Origin of the sequence: Kitasatospora phosalacinea, from assembly GCF_000717185.1 — a bacterium.
In the GTDB taxonomy this organism is placed as follows: Bacteria; Actinomycetota; Actinomycetes; order Streptomycetales; family Streptomycetaceae; genus Kitasatospora; species Kitasatospora phosalacinea_A.
Genome location: NZ_JNYE01000035.1, coordinates 25,749 through 44,025, shown reverse-complemented (window position 1 = coordinate 44,025; position 18,277 = coordinate 25,749). Strand labels below are relative to the sequence as shown.

Annotated in this window: 15 protein-coding genes; 11 read left to right on the top strand and 4 right to left on the bottom strand. The window is 74.1% G+C overall.

The window, feature by feature from the left end:
- The first annotated feature begins 225 nt into the window (after positions 1 to 225).
- The 8 genes from OO57_RS17030 (at position 226) to OO57_RS16995 (ending at position 11,742) form a co-directional block, all read left to right on the top strand.
- Entirely contained in the window at positions 226 to 1,908 is a 1,683-nt protein-coding gene (locus OO57_RS17030; protein WP_063737581.1) for an ABC transporter substrate-binding protein, read from the top strand.
- Complete coding sequence (locus OO57_RS17025; RefSeq protein ID WP_051777802.1) at positions 1,905 to 2,870, top strand: ABC transporter permease; 966 nt, start codon at positions 1,905 to 1,907, stop codon at positions 2,868 to 2,870. The genes OO57_RS17030 and OO57_RS17025 overlap by 4 nt, the downstream gene beginning before the upstream one ends.
- On the top strand, positions 2,867 to 3,862 hold the full coding sequence (locus tag OO57_RS17020) for a carbohydrate ABC transporter permease (RefSeq protein WP_033253334.1): 996 nt from the start codon (positions 2,867 to 2,869) through the stop codon (positions 3,860 to 3,862). Before OO57_RS17025 ends, OO57_RS17020 begins: the two co-directional genes overlap by 4 nt.
- Positions 3,863 to 3,954: 92 nt before the next feature.
- On the top strand, positions 3,955 to 5,001 hold the full coding sequence (locus OO57_RS17015; RefSeq protein ID WP_033253333.1) for a LacI family DNA-binding transcriptional regulator: 1,047 nt from the start codon (positions 3,955 to 3,957) through the stop codon (positions 4,999 to 5,001).
- A gap of 8 nt (positions 5,002 to 5,009) precedes the next feature.
- Positions 5,010 to 6,479, top strand: coding sequence for a glycoside hydrolase family 43 protein (locus tag OO57_RS17010; RefSeq protein WP_033253332.1), 1,470 nt, complete (start codon positions 5,010 to 5,012; stop codon positions 6,477 to 6,479).
- A gap of 17 nt (positions 6,480 to 6,496) precedes the next feature.
- Complete coding sequence (locus OO57_RS17005; protein ID WP_063737580.1) at positions 6,497 to 8,572, top strand: beta-galactosidase; 2,076 nt, start codon at positions 6,497 to 6,499, stop codon at positions 8,570 to 8,572.
- Entirely contained in the window at positions 8,569 to 10,752 is a 2,184-nt protein-coding gene (locus OO57_RS46805; protein ID WP_051777800.1) for a glycosyl hydrolase family 95 catalytic domain-containing protein, read from the top strand. Before OO57_RS17005 ends, OO57_RS46805 begins: the two co-directional genes overlap by 4 nt.
- A gap of 6 nt (positions 10,753 to 10,758) precedes the next feature.
- Positions 10,759 to 11,742 (top strand): acetylxylan esterase, encoded by a 984-nt coding sequence (locus OO57_RS16995; protein ID WP_033253331.1) that lies wholly within the window; start codon positions 10,759 to 10,761, stop codon positions 11,740 to 11,742.
- Positions 11,743 to 11,791: 49 nt separating this feature from the next.
- On the opposite strand, the gene OO57_RS16990 is transcribed toward OO57_RS16995, so the two are convergent.
- The gene (locus tag OO57_RS16990) at positions 11,792 to 13,168 is read right to left on the bottom strand and encodes a cytochrome P450 (RefSeq protein WP_033253330.1); all 1,377 of its coding nucleotides are present in this window, start codon (positions 13,166 to 13,168) and stop codon (positions 11,792 to 11,794) included.
- Between the two features lie 226 nt (positions 13,169 to 13,394).
- Between OO57_RS16990 and OO57_RS16985 the strand changes: the two genes are divergently transcribed.
- Entirely contained in the window at positions 13,395 to 14,252 is an 858-nt protein-coding gene (locus OO57_RS16985) for a CHAD domain-containing protein (RefSeq protein WP_051777798.1), read from the top strand.
- Between the two features lie 28 nt (positions 14,253 to 14,280).
- On the opposite strand, the gene OO57_RS16980 is transcribed toward OO57_RS16985, so the two are convergent.
- Positions 14,281 to 15,036 carry a uracil-DNA glycosylase gene (locus OO57_RS16980; protein WP_106974014.1) on the bottom strand — a complete coding sequence of 252 codons (756 nt, stop codon included), beginning with the start codon at positions 15,034 to 15,036 and terminating at the stop codon, positions 14,281 to 14,283.
- A 119-nt stretch (positions 15,037 to 15,155) separates the two neighbouring features.
- Between OO57_RS16980 and OO57_RS16975 the strand changes: the two genes are divergently transcribed.
- Positions 15,156 to 16,115, top strand: coding sequence for a slipin family protein (locus OO57_RS16975; RefSeq protein ID WP_033253352.1), 960 nt, complete (start codon positions 15,156 to 15,158; stop codon positions 16,113 to 16,115).
- A 108-nt stretch (positions 16,116 to 16,223) separates the two neighbouring features.
- Positions 16,224 to 16,646: a CBS domain-containing protein gene (locus OO57_RS16970; RefSeq protein ID WP_033253328.1), complete on the top strand. Its 423-nt coding sequence runs from the start codon at positions 16,224 to 16,226 to the stop codon at positions 16,644 to 16,646.
- Positions 16,647 to 16,670: 24 nt separating this feature from the next.
- Here OO57_RS16970 and OO57_RS39525 read toward each other — a convergent pair whose 3' ends face one another.
- Positions 16,671 to 17,603, bottom strand: a complete 933-nt coding sequence (locus OO57_RS39525) for an SGNH/GDSL hydrolase family protein (RefSeq protein ID WP_051777797.1) — start codon at positions 17,601 to 17,603, stop codon at positions 16,671 to 16,673.
- Positions 17,604 to 17,767: 164 nt separating this feature from the next.
- Positions 17,768 to 18,229: a PaaI family thioesterase gene (locus OO57_RS16960; protein WP_051777795.1), complete on the bottom strand. Its 462-nt coding sequence runs from the start codon at positions 18,227 to 18,229 to the stop codon at positions 17,768 to 17,770.
- Between the last annotated feature and the right edge of the window lie 48 nt (positions 18,230 to 18,277).

Genomic DNA, 18,277 nt, shown 5'->3' with positions numbered 1-18,277 from the left:
GCTCACCCCAGGATGATGGTGCGGTGCGGTCGGTCGTCGAAGCGAATCGACGCTGACACGAAGCGACGGGTGTGTCAACTCCCGCTAGCCATGGGGAAAACGAATTTGTCCAGGCACTTGTCTAACCGGAAACGTGTCGTTAGTGTCGCCGCAACATCAAGCGCTTCGACAGTCAAGCGCTTCGACAGCGCCCCGTGCAGGGCGCCGCGGAAGGGCCTCCCCACCATGAGAACCGAGCTGAACCGCAGATCCTTCGTCACCGCCGCCGTCTCCGTCGCCGGAGCCGCAGTGATGACCCCCCTGCTGGCCGCCTGCGGGGGCGGCGGCTCGAAGCACAAGACCGGCGCCAACTCCGCCGACGGCGTCAAGTCGGCCCTGCCGGCCTTCGCCTCCAGCACCTCGGTGAAGCCGGACATCCCCTCGGTCTCCGGCGCGGACGGCGCGGTCACCGACCCCGGGTTCCTCACCTACCCGGCCAGCCCGGTCGCCACCGTCACCGGCGCGCCCGGCAAGGGCGGCAAGTACACGGCCGTCACCCCGCTGTGGGGCACCGTCCCGCCCTCGGACAACTCGTTCTACGCCGCGATGAACAAGGCCCTCGGCACCACCATCGAGATGAAGCCGGCCGACGGCAACAACTACGACACGATCATCCCCACCATGACCGCGGCCAAGAAGCTGCCGGACTGGATCCAGCTCCCGACCTGGTGGAACCCGAACTTCAACGTCGGAGAGCTCGCCGCCACCCAGTTCGCCGACCTCACCCCCTACCTGGCCGGCGACAAGGTCAACAAGTACCCGAACCTGGCCGCCATCCCCACCGGCGCCTGGCAGGCGGGCATCTGGGGCGACAAGCTCTACGGCCTCCCCTCCTTCTCCACCGGCTTCTCCATCGCGGGCACCACCTTCTACCGCCGTGACCTCTTCGAGGCCAAGGGGATCACCGCGGACCAGGTCAAGACCCTCGACGACCTGATGAACCTGGGCAAGGAGTTCACCGACGAGAAGGCCGGCACCTGGGCCTTCGACGACGTGTGGACCTACCTCTTCCCGTTCTTCGACGTCCCCAACAAGTGGAAGCTCGTCGACGGCAAGCTCGTCCACAAGTACGAGACCCCGGAGCTGCTGGAAGCCCTCGACTGGCACTACAAGCTCGCCACCTCCGGCTACCTGCACCCCGACGCGATCGCGGGCAACAACGCCGACGCCAACACCCGCTTCTACGCGGGCAAGACCGTCATCCAGGGCGGCGGCACCGGCGCCTGGAACCTCGCCGACAACCTCTCCGGCACCGCCGCGACCCCCGGCTACCGCCGCGGCTCCTTCGACTTCCTCACCGCCAAGGCCGGCGCCACGCCCAAGCTGTTCATGGGCTCCTCCACCAGCATGATGAGCTACCTCAACGCCAAGCTGAAGCCCGAGCAGATCGAGGAGCTCCTCGCCGTCGCCAACTACCTGGCCGCGCCGTATGGCTCCGCCGAGTACACGATGGTCAACTTCGGCGTCGAGGGCACCCACCACACCCGGGTCAACGGCGTGCCGACCTTCAACGACGAGGGCAAGAAGGACGTCCAGGCGCAGACCTACCCGTTCCTGGCCACCTGCTCCTCGGTGATCTCCAACCCCGGCGCCGACCAGGTCACCAAGGACATCGCCGCCTTCCAGGCCGCGAACGTCAAGTACCTCTACAAGCCGCTGTTCTGGAACATGAACATCTCGATGCCGCAGAACATCGCGACCGCCGACGCCGGGCAGGCCGTCGAGGACACCATCAAGGACTGCTACCACGGCAAGAAGAAGGTCTCCGACGTCCAGGCCGCCATCTCGACCTGGAAGTCCGGCGGCGGCGACCGCCTCAAGCAGTGGATGACCGACAACGTCCTGAGCAAGTACGGAACGGGTCAGTGAGCACGGCGCGATCGGAGCGGGGCAAGAGCACCACCCGGAAGAACGGTGCCGTCCGGCTGAACTGGCGGGTCAGGCTGCGGCGGGACAGGACGCTGCTGCTGATGACCGTCCCGGCCGTGGTCCTGCTGCTGATCTTCAACTACGCGCCGCTGTTCGGCCTGGTCACTGCGTTCCAGTACTACGACCCGCTGATCGGCGTGCGCGACAGCGAGTGGGCCGGCCTCGCGCAGTTCCAGCAGCTCTTCCACGACCCGCTGTTCTGGGGGGCGCTGAAGAACACCCTCTGGCTCAGCCTGGTCCAGCTGGTGCTGTTCTTCCCCGTTCCGATCGCGCTGGCCCTACTGCTCAACACGGTGCTCAGCGAACGGCTGCGCAACTTCATCCAGTCCGTGGTCTACCTGCCGCACTTCTTCTCCTGGGTGCTGACCATCACGATCTTCCAGCAGATGTTCGGCGGCGCGGGAGTCCTCAACCACTTCCTGCGGCAGAACGACATCGCCCCCTGGGACATCACCACCAACCCGCACACCTTCGCCCTCCTGGTCACCTCGCAGGCGATCTGGAAGGAAGCCGGCTGGGGCATCATCGTCTTCCTCGCCGCCCTGGCCGCCGTCAACACCGACCTGTACGAGGCGGCCGCCGTCGACGGCGCCGGACGCTGGCGCCGGATGTGGCACATCACCCTGCCCGGCCTGCGCGGCGTGATCGTGCTGATGCTGGTGCTGCGCCTGGGCAACGCCCTGACCGTGGGCTTCGAGCAGTTCCTGATCCAACGCCAGGCGGTCGGCCACGAAGCCGCCGACGTACTCGACACCTTCTCCTTCTACTACGGCATCGCCACCGGCAACTACAGCTTCGGCGCCGCGGCCGGCCTCTTCAAGAGCGTCATCTCGCTGCTGCTGATCTGGGGCGCCAACAAGCTGGCACACGCCTTCGGCGAGGACGGGTTGTACCGCAGATGAGCCAGACACCCACCACCGTCCGCGAGGACGCCGCGACGACGGCGACCGCCGCGGCCAAGCCCCGCCCGGCCCGGACCGGCCGCCCCCGCGCCCGGGCCGGGCGGGCCCCCTGGGAAGAGCCGCCCACCGTCATCGGCCAGGGCGCCAAGGGCCTCACCCTGGCCGGCGTGATCGCCGCCGTCGCCGTCCCGCTCTGGATCATCGGACTGACCAGCATCTCCACCCCCGGCGCCGTCAACCGGGCCGGCGGGCTGGTGATCTGGCCCGACGGCGTCACCTTCGACGCCTACCAGCAGATGCTCAGCGACGGCACCGTCCGCACCGCCCTGATGGTCAGCTTCGCGATCACCATCGTCGGAACCCTGGTGTCCATGATCGTCTCGGTGACGGCGGCCTACGGCCTCTCCCGCTCCGAGTCCTTCGCGCACCGCCCGATCCTGACCCTGCTGATCGTCACCATGTTCGTCAGCGGCGGCCTGATCCCGACCTTCCTGGTGGTCACCGGCCTCGGCGGCTACGACCAGTGGTGGGCGCTGATCCTGCCCAGTGCCGTCTCGGTGTTCAACATCCTGGTGCTGCGCTCGTTCTACTCCACCACCTCCGCCGACCTGATCGACGCCGCCCGGCTCGACGGCGCCGGCGACTGGCGGATCCTGTGGTCCGTGGTGCTGCCCACCTCCCGGGCCGTCACCGCGGTGATCGCCCTGTTCTACGCGGTCGGCTACTGGAACTCGTTCTTCAACGTGATGCTCTACATGCCGACCTCGGCCGAGAAGTGGCCGCTGCAGTACGTGCTGCTGACCTACGTCAACCGCGGCAACGGCCTGCCCGGGTCCCTCAACTCCGGCTTCGGCGCGGCCAACGCGCAGACCGCACCGCTCACCCTCCAGATGGCGGTGGTCGTCCTCACCCTGGTGCCGCTCCTCATGGTCTACCCCTTCATGCAGAAGCACTTCCGCACCGGCGTCCTCACCGGCGCCATCAAGGGCTGACCGCAGCGGGAACCGCGCACGACCCGGCGTCAGTAGTCTGGCGCCGCACGGGGCCGCACACCCCACCGACCAGGAAAGCAGGAACCGCACCCATGGTGACTCTCGCCGACGTGGCCCGGCACGCGGGCGTCTCGCCCAGCACCGTCAGCTACGTGCTCAGCGGCAAGCGCTCGATCTCGGAGGCCACCCGCCGCCGCGTCCAGCACGCCGTCGAGGAGCTCGGCTACCACCCGAACGCCGGAGCCCGGGCGCTCGCCGGACGGCGCTCCCACATCATCGCGCTCGTCGTGCCGCTGCGCACCGACGTGTACGTGCCGATCATGATGGAGATCGCCGTCTCGGTCACCATGGCGGCCCGCCAGCACGGCTACGACGTGCTGCTGATCACCAACGACGAAGGCCCCGACGGGGTCCGCCGGGTCGCCGCCAGCGGCCTGGCGGACGGGGTCATCCTGATGGACGTCGAACTCGACGACGAGCGCATCCCCGTCCTGCGCGAACAGGGCATCCAGGCCTCCATGATCGGCCTGCCCGCCGACAGCACCGGCCTGTCCTGCGTCGACCACGACTTCGCCGCGGCCGGCGCCCAGTGCGCCGACCACCTCGCCGACCTCGGCCACCGGGAGGTCGCCTTCATCGGCTACGCCCCCGCCGTCTACCACCGCCACGCCGGCTACGCCGAACGCACCCTGACCGGATTCCGGGAGCGCGCCCTCGAACGCGGCCTGAGATTCCTCCACCGCCCCTGCGAGGGCACCTACGAATCCACGGCCGGCACCCTGGCCCGGATCCTCGCCGACCGCCCCGACACCACCGGCTTCGTGGTGCAGAACGAGAACGCCATCGGCCCGCTGCTGCAACTGCTGCCCACCAGCGGACGCACCGTCCCCGAGGACGCCTCGGTGGTCGCGCTCTGCCCCGAACAGCTCGCCGAGCAGTACGCCCCCGGCCTGACCGCCGTCACCGGACCCGCCCAGGAACTCGGCCGGGTCGCCGTCGACCAGGTGATGCGCCGGATCGCCGCCGCCGAACGCGGCACCGACCCCGAGGACGAACTCGTCCTGCTCGCGCCCGTCCTGACCCCCCGCCAGAGCAGCGGCCCGCTGCTCGCCCCCGTCCCGCCCGCCCGAAGGAGGTAGCGCCGCCCGTGACGGCCAGCCGACTCCGCAACCCGGTGGTCCCCGGCTTCCACCCCGACCCGAGCGTCTGCCGGGTCGGCGAGGACTACTACCTGGCCTGCTCCAGCTTCGAGTACCACCCCGGCGTGCCGATCCTGCACAGCCGCGACCTGGTGCACTGGCGGCAGGTCGGCAACGCCCTCGCCGACCTGCCGCTGCCGCCCGGCACCCCCTCCTCCGGCGGCGTCTACGCCCCCACCCTGCGCCACCACGGCGGCCGGTTCCACCTGATCACCACCGAGGTCGGCACCGGCAACCTGCTGGTCACCGCCGAGGACCCGGCCGGGCCCTGGTCCGCCCCCGTCCGGCTGCCCGACGTCCCCGGCATCGACCCCGACCTCGCCTGGGACGAGGACGGCACCTGCTGGTGCACCGTCGCCGGCGTCGCCCAGCTGCGGATCGACCCGGCCACCGGCAAGGCCCTGGAGGCCCCCCGCCCGCTGTGGTCCGGCACCCGGCAGGCCCCCGAGGCCCCGCACCTGTACCGGATCGGCGACTGGTGGTACCTGATGATCGCCGAGGGCGGCACCGAACGCGCCCACAGCGTCTCGATCGCCCGCTCCCGCCGCCCCGACGGCCCCTTCGAGGCCTGCCCCGACAACCCGCTGCTCACCCACGCCGGAAGCCACAGCCCGATCCAGAACACCGGCCACGCCGACCTGGTCCAGGGCCCCGACGGCAGCTGGTGGGCCCTGCTGCTCGGCGTCCGCCCCCGCGGCGGCACCCCCGGCTGGCACCCGCTCGGCCGCGAGACCTACCTGACCCCGGTCAGCTGGGTCGACGACTGGCCCGTCATCGCCGAGGTGCCCGTCGAACTCCCCGCACTGCCATGGCCGTTGCACCCCTGGCCGGCCGAGCCGACCCGCGAGGACTTCGACGGCCCGCTGCCCCCGCAGTGGCTCTCCGTCCGCGACCGCCCCGCCGCCCGCGTCACCACCGACCGGCGCCCCGGCTGGCTCACCCTGCAGGCCCGCGACGGCCACTTCGACGGCACCTTCACCGGCCTCCGCCAGCAGCACCACGCCGTCCGCGCCCGCACCCGGCTCGACACCACCGACGGCACCGGCGGCCTCGCCGTCCGCCTCGACGACGAGCACGCCTACACCGTCGAGGCCGACGGCCGCCACGTCCGGGTCCGCAGCCACCTCGGCGGACAGGCCACCGTCGTCGCCGAACGCGAACTCCCGCACCACGACGTGGTGCTGCGCATCGAGACCGCCCCCGCCGCCGAGCGCGGCCCGCGCACCGGCCCCGACGCCGTCGCCCTCGGCCACGAACGGCCCGACGGCACCTTCGCCGCGCTCGCCACCCTGGACGGCCGCTACCTCACCACCGAGGTGGCCGGCGGCTTCACCGGCCGCGTCATCGGCCTCTACGCCGCCGACGGCACCGCGCACTTCGACTGGTTCGAACTCCGGCCCACCGGCCAGGACGACTGAACGACGGGAACACCCCCATGCCCGACCTGAACGACGCCACCCGCGGCCGCATCCTCTACGGCGGCGACTACAACCCCGAGCAGTGGCCCGAGGAGACCTGGCAGGAGGACGTCCGCCTGATGCGGCAGGCCGGCGTCACCAGCGTCACCGTCGGCGTCTTCTCCTGGGCCCGCCTCGAACCCGCCCCCGGCGCCTACGACTTCGACTGGCTCGACCGCCTGCTCGACCTGCTGCACGCGCACGGCATCGGCGTCGTGCTGGCCACCCCCACCGCCTCCCCACCCCCGTGGCTCGGCCACCGCCACCCCGAGACCCTCCCGCAGGCCGAGAACGGCACCACCGTCTGGTACGGCTCCCGCAACCAGTTCTGCGCCTCCTCCCCGGAGTACCGCCGCCGCGCCGCCGCGATCACCGAACGGCTCGCCGCCCGCTACGGCGCCCACCCCGCGCTCACCATGTGGCACGTCAACAACGAGTACGGCACCCACTGCTGGTGCGACGAGACCGCCGCGCACTTCCGGCGCTGGCTGCAGCACCGCCACGGCACCCTGGAAGAACTCAACTCCGCCTGGGGCACCGCCTTCTGGAGCCAGCACTACGCCGAGTGGGACGAGATCCTGCCGCCCCGCCAGGCCCAGTACATCCGCAACCCCGCCCAACTGCTCGACTTCGCCCGGTTCACCTCCGACGCCCTGCTGGAGTGCTACACCGCCGAGCACGCCATCGTCGCCCGGCACAGCCCCGCGATCCCCGTCACCACCAACCACATGCCGTTCTGGCGCGGCCAGGACGGCTGGGCCTGGGCGAAGCAGCAGGACGCCGTCGCCCTCGACATCTACCCCGACCCCGACCACGCCCTCGGCGCCCAGCACGGCGCCCTCGTCCAGGACCTCGCCCGCTCGCTGGCCGGCGGCCCCTGGATGCTGATGGAACAGGCCACCGGCGCCGTCAACTGGCGCCCCGTCAACCGCCCCAAGCCGCACGGCCTGACCCGGCTCTGGTCGCTGCAGGCCGTCGCCCGCGGCGCCGACGCGATCTGCTTCTTCCAGTGGCGCCAGTCCCGGCAGGGCGCCGAGAAGTTCCACTCCGCGATGCTCCCGCACTCCGGCCCCGGCCACCGCACCTTCCGCGAGGTCACCGAACTCGGCGCCGACCTCGACCGGCTCGGCCCCGCCGTCTCCGGCACCCCCGTCGCCGCCGACACCGCCCTGCTGCACGACTGGGACGCCTGGTGGGCGAGCGAACAGCCCGGCCGCCCCTCCGAACTGCTCGACTACCAGGAGAACGTCACCGCCTGGCACCGCGCCCTGTGGGAGGCCAACCACACCACCGACCTCGCCCACCCCGCCGCCGACCTGACGCCCTACCGCCTCGTCGTCATCCCCTCGCTGTACCTGCTCACCGACGCCGCCCTCGACAACCTCGCCGCCTACGTCCGCACCGGCGGCACCCTGGTGGCGGGCTACTTCACCGGCGTCGCCGACCACCAGGACCGGATCCGCCCCGGCGGCGTCGACGCCCGGCTGCGCGAGGTCCTCGGCCTCGCCGCCGTCCACCAGTGGTGGCCGCTGAACGCCGACGAGACCCTGCACTGCACCACCGCGGACGGCGACACCTTCGAAAGCACCCTGTGGGCCGAGGAGTTGGAGACCGCGGGGGCCGAGACCGTGGCCCGCTACCGCGACGGCGAACTCGCCGGACAGCCCGCCGTCACCCGCCACGCCCACGGCGAGGGCACCGCCTGGTACCTCTCCACCCGCCCCGCCCCCGACGCCCTGCGCGCCCTGCTCACCCGCGCCGCCCGCGAAGCCGGGATCCGCCCGGCCGCCGAGCACCTGCCCGCGGGCGTCGAGGCGGTCCGCCGCGGCGACCTGCTGTTCCTGCTCAACCACGGCCCCCAGCAGGTCAGTTGCGACCTGCCCGGCCGCTGGGAGGACCTGCTGACCGGCAAGTCCGGCACCGGCACCGTCACCCTGGAGCGCCACGGCGCCGCCGTCCTGCGCCCGACCGTCCAGGGCCCGGCGGCTCCGAGCCCGGCTGCCCAGGGCCCGGCTGCCCAGTGGCCGGTCGTTCAGGGCCCGGCTGCCCGGTGAACGCGCAGCGCCCACGAGGCAGTTGGGAACCCGCCCCGGCCGCCCGCTGGGAGGACGCCTTCCTCACCGGCAACGGCACCCACGGCGCCATGGTGCACGGCCGCACCGACGACGAACTGATCGTCGTCAACCACCACCTGCTGGTGTGCCCCAACGGGGGCGAGGACGCCCTCGCCCCCGACCTGGCCGCCGAACTGGAGCAGCTGCGGGACGCCGTCCTGGCCGGCCGCGCCCGCGAGGCCGTCGCCCGCCACGTCACCGGCCCGCTCCAGTGGGTCCGCCCCTTCCACCCCGCCCTCGCCCTCCGGCTGCGCCGCCCCGCCGCCCCCGTCGGCGACTACCGCCGCGAGGTCGACCACCGCACCGGCCGGGTCACCACCCGCTGGGACGGCCGCCGCGCCGAAACCTTCGCCTCACGCGCCGACGACCTGGTCGTCCACCGCGAAGTCCGCACCGGCACCGTCGAGTTGACCCACCACTGGCAACTCGACGGCGCCCCGGCCGACTCGGCCGTCCGCACCACCGCGAGCAGCGAACCCGGCGGCGCCGTGCTGCGCACCGACGTCCGCTACCCCGGCGGCTCCGGCCACGGCTACACCTGCTGGACGCACGTCCGCACCACCGGCGGCACCCTGCGCACCGCGGACGCCGCCGTGCACGCCGAGGGCTGCGCCGAAGTCCTGCTGCTCACCCGCGTCCACCCCTGGGAGGACCCGCAGCCGCCCGCCCTCCCCGACCGCCCGTACCCCGAACTGCTGGAACGCCACCTCGCCCGGCACACCCCCGCCTACGACCGGGTCGCCCTCGACCTCGGCGCCCCCGAGGAGCACCGCGCGCTGCCCGGCTCCGCGCTGCTCGCCGACCCCGCCGCGCACCGACCCGCCCTGCTGGAGCGGCTGTTCGACGCCGGGCGCTACCACCTGCTCAGCTCCGCGGGCGTCCTGCCGCCCCGGCTCACCGGCCTGTGGACCGGCTCCTGGGACACCGCCTGGAGCGGCGCCCTGACCTGCGACGCCAACCTCAACCTCCAGGTCTCCTCCGCCGCCGCGGCCGCCCTCCCCGAAGTCAGCCACGCCCACGCCGCCTTCGTCGCACGCCAGTTGGACGACTGGCGGAGCAACGCCCGCCGCCTGTTCGGTCTGCCCGGCATCGTCGCCCCCGCCCACACCGACGGCCGCTCCGGCCACGCCTACCACTACAGCGAGGACTACCCGCTGCACCTGTGGACCGCCGGTGCCCACTGGCTGCTGCAACCCCTGCTCGACCACGTCGACACCACCGGCGACACCGCCACGGCCGACACCCTGACCGGCCCCGCCCTCGCCGAGGCCGCCGACTTCTACCGCGCCTTCCTCACCCGCACCGGCCCCGACGGCCGCCTGCAGTACGTCCCCTCCTACTCGCCCGAGAACACCCCCCTCGGCGCCGACAGCCCGATCAGCGTCAACGCCGCCATGGACCTCGCCGCCGCCCGCCACACCCTCACCGCCACCGGCCACCACCGGCTCGCCGACCGGCTGCCCCCCTACCTGCTCAACTCCGAAGGCGCACTGGCCGAATGGGCCTGGCCCGCCGCCCCCGACGACCAGGAGCACCGGCACCTCAGCCACCTCCACCCGGTCTGGCCGCTCGGCGAGGTCAACCCCCTCGACACCCCCGGACTCGCCACCGCCGCCCACCGCGCCCTCCAACTGCGCGGCAGCGAGAACCACTCCGCCCACGGCCACCTGCACCGCGCCCTGATCGCCGCCCGGCTCGGCGACGCCGACCTGCTCGGCGAGGCCCTCGACGCCGTCCTGCACGGGCAGTTCTTCCACGCCGCGCTGATGAGCTCGCACTACCCGCGCCTCGACGTCTACAACGCCGACGCCGCCCACACCCTCCCCGGCGTGCTGATCGAAGCTCTCCTGCACTCCACCCCCGAACGCATCGTCCTGCTCCCCGCCCCGCCCGCCCACCTGCCCCGCGGGACCGTCCGCGGCCTGCGCACCCGCTGCCGGACCACGCTGACCACGCTCAGCTGGGACACCGCCGAGGGCCGGGTCGACGCCGTCCTGACCGCCGACACCGACCGCACCGTCACCGTCCACCTCGGCACCGACCCCGAGCGCCCCCCGCTGAGCGTCCACCTGCGCGCCGGGCACCCCACCCCCCTGCACCTCGAACACCACCGGAGCTGAACCGCCGTGCCGCTCACCGACATCGACCTCGACGACCTCCGGGCCTACCGCCCCGCCCTCACCGCCCCCGCCGACTTCGACGCCTTCTGGGCCGACACCCTCGCCACCGCCCGCGCCGCCGGCGGCACCGTCACCGCCGAACTGCGCACCGACACCCGGCTCACCGCCTTCGACGTCCACGACGTCCGCTTCCCCGGCTGGAACGGCGAACCCGTCGCCGCCTGGCTGCTGCTGCCCCGCGGCGCCACCGCACCGCTGCCCGTCGTCGTCAAGTACATCGGCTACAGCGGCGGCCGCGCCCTGCCCGGCGAACACCTGCTGCCGCCCGCCGCCGGCTACGCCCACCTGGTCGTCGACAGCCGCGGCCAGGGCCACGACACCCCCGACCGCGGCGAGGGCGACGGCACCCAGTGGGCCGAGGGCTTCATGACCCGCGGCATCGACTCCCCGGCGAACTACTACTACCGCCGCCTGATCACCGACTGCGTCCGCGCCCTCGACGCTCTCCCGCACCTGCCCGGCACCGACCCGGCCCGCGCGGTCGTCTCCGGCTCCAGCCAGGGCGGCGGCCTCGCCCTCGCCGTGGCCGCCCTCGCCCCCGACCGGGTCGCCGCCCTGCTCAGCGACGTCCCGTTCCTGTGCCACTTCCGGCGCGCCGTGCAGATCTCCGGCGACGGCCCCTACCCCGAGATCGCCAAGTACCTGCGCTGGCACAGCCGCGAGAAGGAGGAGCAGACCCTCGCCACCCTCGACTACTTCGACGGCGTCCACTTCGCCCCCCGCGCCACCGCCCCCGCCCTGTTCAGCGTCGGCCTGATGGACCCGGTCTGCCCGCCCTCCACCGTCTACGCCGCCTACAACCGCTACGGCGGCCCCGCCGCCATCGAGGCCTGGCGCTTCGCCGACCACGGCGGCGGCTACGGCTCCACCCCCGTCAGGCAGCTCGCCTGGCTCGCCGACCAGGGGCTCGCCCCGGAGCCCACCGGCTGAGCCCCGCCGCGCCCGGCCGGGCCCCCGCGCCCCAGCGCCCGGCCGCCCCTCACCGCTCGACCAGCCGCAGCCGCAGCCGCAACCGGCGCGGACGCAGCACGGTCGCCAGCGGAACGGGACGCAGGTCGGCGCCCGGCTCCGGGACGAGCCGCCAGCGCGACAGCAGCGCCGCCAGGACGAGGGTGCACTCGGCGCGGGCGAACAGGTCGCCGACGCACTTGCGGGCCCCCGTGCCGAACGGCAGGAACCCCTGCCGGGCGGCCGGGGTGACCCGCTCCGGCCGCCAGCGGTCCGGGTCGAACACGGCGGGGGAGCGGTGCGCGGCCGGGTGCCGGGAGACCGCCGCGGGCGAGAACACCAGCGTGCTGCCGGTCGGCAGCGGACGCCCGGCCAGCTCGGTCGGGGCGGTGGTGATCCGGGTGAACAGCCAGCCCGGCGGGTGCAGCCGCAGCGTCTCCGACACCACCCGGTCGACCGCGGCCAGCCGGGGCAGGTCCTCCGGCCGCGGCGCCCGCCCGTGCGGCAGCACCGCGTCCAGCTCGGCCCGCACCTGCTCGGCCGCCGCCGGGTGGAGCGACAGCCGCCACAGCGTCCAGGTCAGCGTCGCCGCGACGGTCTCGGTGCCCGCCGCCAGCAGCGTGACCACCTGGTCGTGCACCTCGGCGTCGCTCAGCCCGGCCCCGCCCGCGCCGCCCTCGTCCTCGTCGGCGGCGGCCAGCAGCGCCGAGAGCAGGTCGCCGTCCCCGCCGGCCTCCCCGCTCCGGTGGGCGGCGACCAGCTGCCGGGTGGCGGCGTGCAGGTAGGCCAGCGCCCGGCGGTAGCGCAGGTTCGCGGGCAGCGGCAGGCGGCGCACCGGGGCGGGCAGGAACATCTGCCGGAACAGCCCGTTCAGCACGGTGTCGAAGGCCCGCTCCACCCCCGTCGCCAGTTCGGCGTCGATCGCGGTCGAGTACAGCGTCCGGGCCAGGGTGCGCAGCGCGATCCCGTAGAACAGCGGGAACGCGTCCACCACCAGCCCCGGCCGCCAGTCCGCGGCGGCCGCGTCCACCTCGGCCCGCACCGCGCCCGCGTGGTGCGCCAACTGCGGGCGCCGGAACGCCGACTGGACGAGCCGGCGCTGCCGCCGGTGGTCCCGGTGCGGGCAGGTCACCAGCCCGTTCCCCGCCACGTCGCGCGCCCGGTCGTAGAACACCCCGCCCTTGTCGAACAGCCGGTCGTCCTCCAGCACCTGGGCCAACAACGCCGGATGGCACGGTACTTGGGCCGTCGTTGGCCCCAGTCGCACCGCCACCAGATCGCCGTGCTCGTGCAGCGAGGACAGGAACCCGACCGGCCCGCGCAGCAGCCGCAGCCCGTGCCCCAGCACCGGCAGGGCACCCGGCGCGGTCGCGGCGGTGAAGACGGGCACGGCGGGGATCGACGACATCCCCCCACCGTAGGCCCGCCCGATCGGGCCCGAACCACCGCGCCGCGCGCCCCGGTTCACCGACCGGTCGGACGGGACAGCGGCGGGACAGCGGCGGAACGGCGGCGGAACGGCGGCGGAACGGCTGTTCGGCGGGTGAGGTCGGGCGCGGACGGTTGCCGCGCGGCGGAACGGACAGGCGTTCGTGGACGGCCTACGCTGGGACAGCACGGAAGGACGTGACGACGTGGCCCACCGGACGGACGGCAGCGCAGGGGAGGCCATCGCCGCGCGCCTGCGCACCCAGGCCGCCGAACTCGCCGCCCTCGAACCCGACGTCCGCGCCGACCGGCCCGACGCCGTCCACCGGATGCGCGTCGCCGCCCGCCGCCTGCGCAGCGCCCTGCGCACCCACCGCCGCCACCTGCGCGGCGACCACACCGCCACCGAGGACGAACTGCGCTGGCTCGGCCGGGCCCTCGGCCGCGCCCGCGACGCCGAAGTGCTCGGCGCCCGCCTGCTCGCCCAGGCCCGCGAGCTGCCCCCCGGCAGCGGGCGCGACCGCGTCCTCGGCGAACTCACCGCCTGGCACGCCCGCGAGACCGGCGACGCCCGCACCCGCGTCCTCGCCACCCTCGACACCGCACGCTTCCGCCGCCTGCTCGCCGCGCTCACCGCACTCGCCGCCGACCCGCCCCTCAACTCCCGCGCCGCGAAGCCCTACGGGCCCGAACTCACCCGCACCCTGCGCCGCGAGCACCGCCGCACCGCCGAACGCCTCGCCCTCGCCCGCCGCACCCCCGAGGGCCCCGCCCTCGAACGCGCCCTGCACGACGCCCGCAAGGCCGCCAAGCGCGCCCGCTACGCCGGCGAGACGGCCGGCCGCCCCGCCCGCGCCTTCACCCGCCGGATGAAGGCCCTCCAGGACGTCCTCGGCCGCCACCAGGACGCCGCCGTCGCCCGCGACGCCCTCCGCACCCTCTCCGACGGCAGCTTCGGCTACGGCGCGCTCTACGGCCGCCAGACCGCCGAGCTGGCCTTCGCCCGCGAACTGCTCCCGCAGGTCTGGGAACAGGCCGCCCGCCGACCGGGGAAGCTGCGCTGAGAGCCGGGAGAAGAGCCCCCCGCGGTGCTCAGGCCGGGTCCAGACCGGCCGCGACGGCCGCCGTGCGCAGCAGGTCGTCGACCATCGCGGGGGTGAGGCGGCCGGTGTAGGTGTTGCGGGGGCTGACGTGGAAGCAGCCGAAGAGGTGCAGTTCGGGGCCGCCGTCGGCGGCGGGGAGGACGGCGTGGGCGCCGTGGCCGAACACCGGCTTCGGGCGGGGCACCCGCCAGCCCGCGGCGGCCAGGACCGGCAGGACGGCCTGCCAGGCGAAGCCGCCGAGGGCGACCACGGCGCGGACGGTGGGGCGCATCTCCTCGAACTCGCGGACGATCCACGGGCGGCAGGTGTCGCGCTCGGCGTTGGTGGGCTTGTTCTCCGGCGGGGCGCACCGCACCGGGTCGGTGATCCGCACGCCGCGCAGCCGCAGGCCGTCGCCGCGCCAGGTGGATTCCGGCCGGTTGGCCAGGCCGAGCCGGTGCAGCGAGGCGTACAGCAGGTCGCCGGAGGGGTCGCCGGTGAAGATCCGGCCGGTGCGGTTGCCGCCGTGCGCGGCGGGGGCGAGGCCGACCAGCACCAGCTCGGCGTCGTACGGCCCGAAGCCGGGGATCGGCCGGGCCCAGTACTCCTGGTCCTGGAACGCCCTGCGCTTGACCAGCGCGGTCTCCTCGCGCCAGGCGACCAGCCGGGGGCAGGCCCGGCAGTGGACCACCAGTTCGTCCAGCTCGGCGATGCCCCGGGTCTGCGGGGCGAGGACGGCGGGGGCGGACTCGTGGGGCGGTTCCATGGACGGAATCCTACGTTCGGTGACCGCTCCGGGACGGGAGGCGGCGGAGTAGCGTGGAGGTGCGGGCCGGGGTGCGGCCCGGTTCCCCGGTTCCCCCCTCCCGGGTCGAGGTGACGGCGATGGTCGTGGTCGACGTGCTGATCGCGCTGCTGGTGCTGCTGGCGGTGTACGCCGGGTTGGGCGTGCGGATGGTGCAGCAGACCCAGCGCGGGGTGGTGTTCCGGTTCGGGCGGGTGCTGGACGGGGTGCGCGGGCCGGGGCTGGCCCGGATCCGGCCCGTCGCGGACCGGTTGCGCCGGGTGAACGTGCAGACCGTCACGATGCCGGTCCCCGCGCAGGAGGGCATCACCCGCGACAACGTGACCGTCCGGGTCGACGCGGTGGTGTACTTCAAGGTGGTCGACCCGGTGAAGGCGATCGTCGACGTCCAGGACTACGGCTTCGCGATGTCGCAGGTCGCGCAGACCTCGCTGCGGTCGATCATCGGCAAGAGCGAGCTGGACGACCTGCTGGCCAACCGGGAGCCGATCAACCAGGGGCTCGAACTGATGCTGGACAGCCCCGCGTTGGGCTGGGGCGTCCAGATCGACCGGGTCGAGATCAAGGACGTGGCGCTGCCCGAGTCGATGAAGCGCTCGATGGCCCGGCAGGCCGAGGCCGACCGGGAGCGGCGGGCCCGGATCATCACCGCCGACGGCGAGTTCCAGGCGTCCGCGCGGCTCTCGGAGGCCGCGAAGGTGATGGCCGAGACGCCCGCGGCGCTCCAACTGCGGCTGCTGCAGACCGTGGTGGAGGTCGCCGCGGAGAAGAACTCGACCCTGGTGCTGCCGTTCCCGGTCGAGCTGCTGCGCTTCCTGGAGAGCTCCACCGAACGCGCCACCGCGCAGGCCACTGCGCAGGCCACCGCGCAGGCCGCCGGGGCGGCCCGGGCCGCCGGCGCGACCGGCCCGGCGGAGGGCGGTGGCGGCCCGGACGCCGATCCGGGCGTCGAGCAGCTGGAACTCCCGGAGGTCGCCGCGGCCGCCGAACGCGCCGACGGACAGGGCCAGTTGCGGATGGCGCCGCCGCACGCGGCCTGAGCGGCCGGCCCCAGCGGTGGCGGGCCGCCCCGACCCGGGGCGAGCATGGAGGGACGGACGTACCGTGCACGGGGCCGCCGTGCGCCAGCCACCTCGGGAGGTCCGGCCATGACCACCGCGAAAGAGATCATGCACCCCGGAGCGGAGTGCGTCACCGGCGGGCAGACCCTCGCCGAAGCCGCCCGGATCATGCGCGACCGCGGCGTCGGCGCGCTGCCGATCTGCGGCGAGGAGCAGAAGCTGCTGGGCATCCTCACCGACCGCGACATCGTCCTCAAGTGCGTCGCCGAGGGGCGCGACCCCGCGGCCGTCCGCTGCGTGGAGCTCGCGGTCGGGCGCCCGAGGGTGATCGAGGAGGACGAGGAGGCGGACCTCGTGCTGCAGGTGATGGAGGAGGAACGGGTGCGCCGCCTGCCGGTGATCAACCACCCGGACCACCAGCTCGTCGGCATGATCAGCGAGGCGGACATCGCCCGCCACCTCTCGCACGAGCGCCTCGCCGAGTTCGTCACCACCATCACCGCGCCCTGAACCCCGGCCCTCCGGCCGGGGCCGTCACCGCTTCGGGTACCGCGCGGGCAGCTCGGCCAGGAAGGCGTCCGCGATCACCTGGTAGCCCGCGTCGTTGGCGTGGATGTCGCCGCGCGCCATGTTGGTCCACTGCAGGATCCGGGCCACGTTCAGCGGCACCTGCTGCCCGCCCAGCGGCACCGTCGGCGCGAAGGCGTCGGTGGCGAAGGCACCCGCCACGTCGGCCGTCGGGACGCGGTGGCGGGCGTCCACCGACCCGATCACCCGGTTCAGCGAATCGCTCAACTGCACGGAGGCGGTGGCGAGTTCCCTGCCCCGGTCGCCGGTCACCCAGGCGGCCAGGAACGGGTCGTACAGGTTCATCCCGACGATCCGGGTGTGCGGGCCCGCCGCGGCCCGCAGCTCGCCCAGGATCCGGTCGAGCCCGGTGCGGACCTGCTCGATGCCGTTCAGCGCGCACGGCAGGTCCAGCGTCCCGCCCGCGGCGCAGCGCTGCACGTCGTTGGCGCCGATGTCGATGGTCACCAGCACCTCGTCCTTCCGGTGCGCCTCCAAGTAGGCGACGGCGGCCTCCAGTTGGGAGCCGGCGAAGGAGTGCGGGTACGGGCAGCCGCCGTCCGCCATGGTGCCGGTGGTCTCGCCCGGGCAGCCCAGGTCGGTGAACTCGAACGGGCGGCGCTCCTGCGCGGCCCGCGCGCCCAGCGTCCGGGCCAGGTCCTGCGCGTAGCCGCGGCCCACCACGTGCCCGCCGGTCGGCGTCGACTGGTAGCCCGCCGCCAGCGAGTCCCCGACCGCCAGGTAGTACGCGGGGCGGTGCGGGCCGCCCCGCCCGCCGTTCCCGTCCGGCCCGTGCGGCCCGCCCGGCGCGGCGGCGGCGGGGACGGTGCCCGCCGCGGCGAGCACCAGGGCGGCGAGAGCGGTGGCAACGAGCGTGCGGCGGCGCGCGATCGGGCGCACGGGACCTCCAGCGGTGGGTCGCGATCGGATCGACCAGGGGAGGCTACTGCCCGGTAGCGCCGGTGGGTAGGGGTTCGGCGGGGCCGTTCGGCCGGGGTCCGCTCGGCCTGCCCAGCTCGCTCAGCCTGCCCAACCCGCTCGGCCGGGGAACCCGTTCGGCCCGCTCAGCCGGGGAAGGCGTAGACGGTGGTGGCGTGGGCGACCGGGTCGGACGGGGCGTCCGGGGTGGTCAGGGTGATGTCGGCGAAGGCGACCCGGCGGCCCAGCTTGGTCAGGCGCGCGGTGACCAGCAGGTCGGTGCCGCGGGCCGGCCGCTGGAAGGTGGTGGACAGCTGGACGGTGGTCATCGGCGCGAAACCGCCCAGCGCCGCGGAGATCGCGATCACGGTGGCGGTGTCGGCCGCCGCCGTCATCGCCTGCCCGGACAGCCCGCCGCCCTCCCGGGCCAGCCGGTCCGACCAGGGCAGCCGGAGCACCGCGTGGCGCTCGCCCGTCTCCACGACGGACAGCCCCAGCTCCTGCACCCAGGGGGCGAAGTGCTCGGCGAGGATCCCGTCCGCCTCGGCGGGGGTGAGCTTGCGGCCAGCGCCGTCGTCGACGGGGGCGGGGGTGGGGGTGGTGGCCATGGAGCCGATGGTAGGGGGCGGTGGTGACGCAGCGCCATAGCCCGTGCG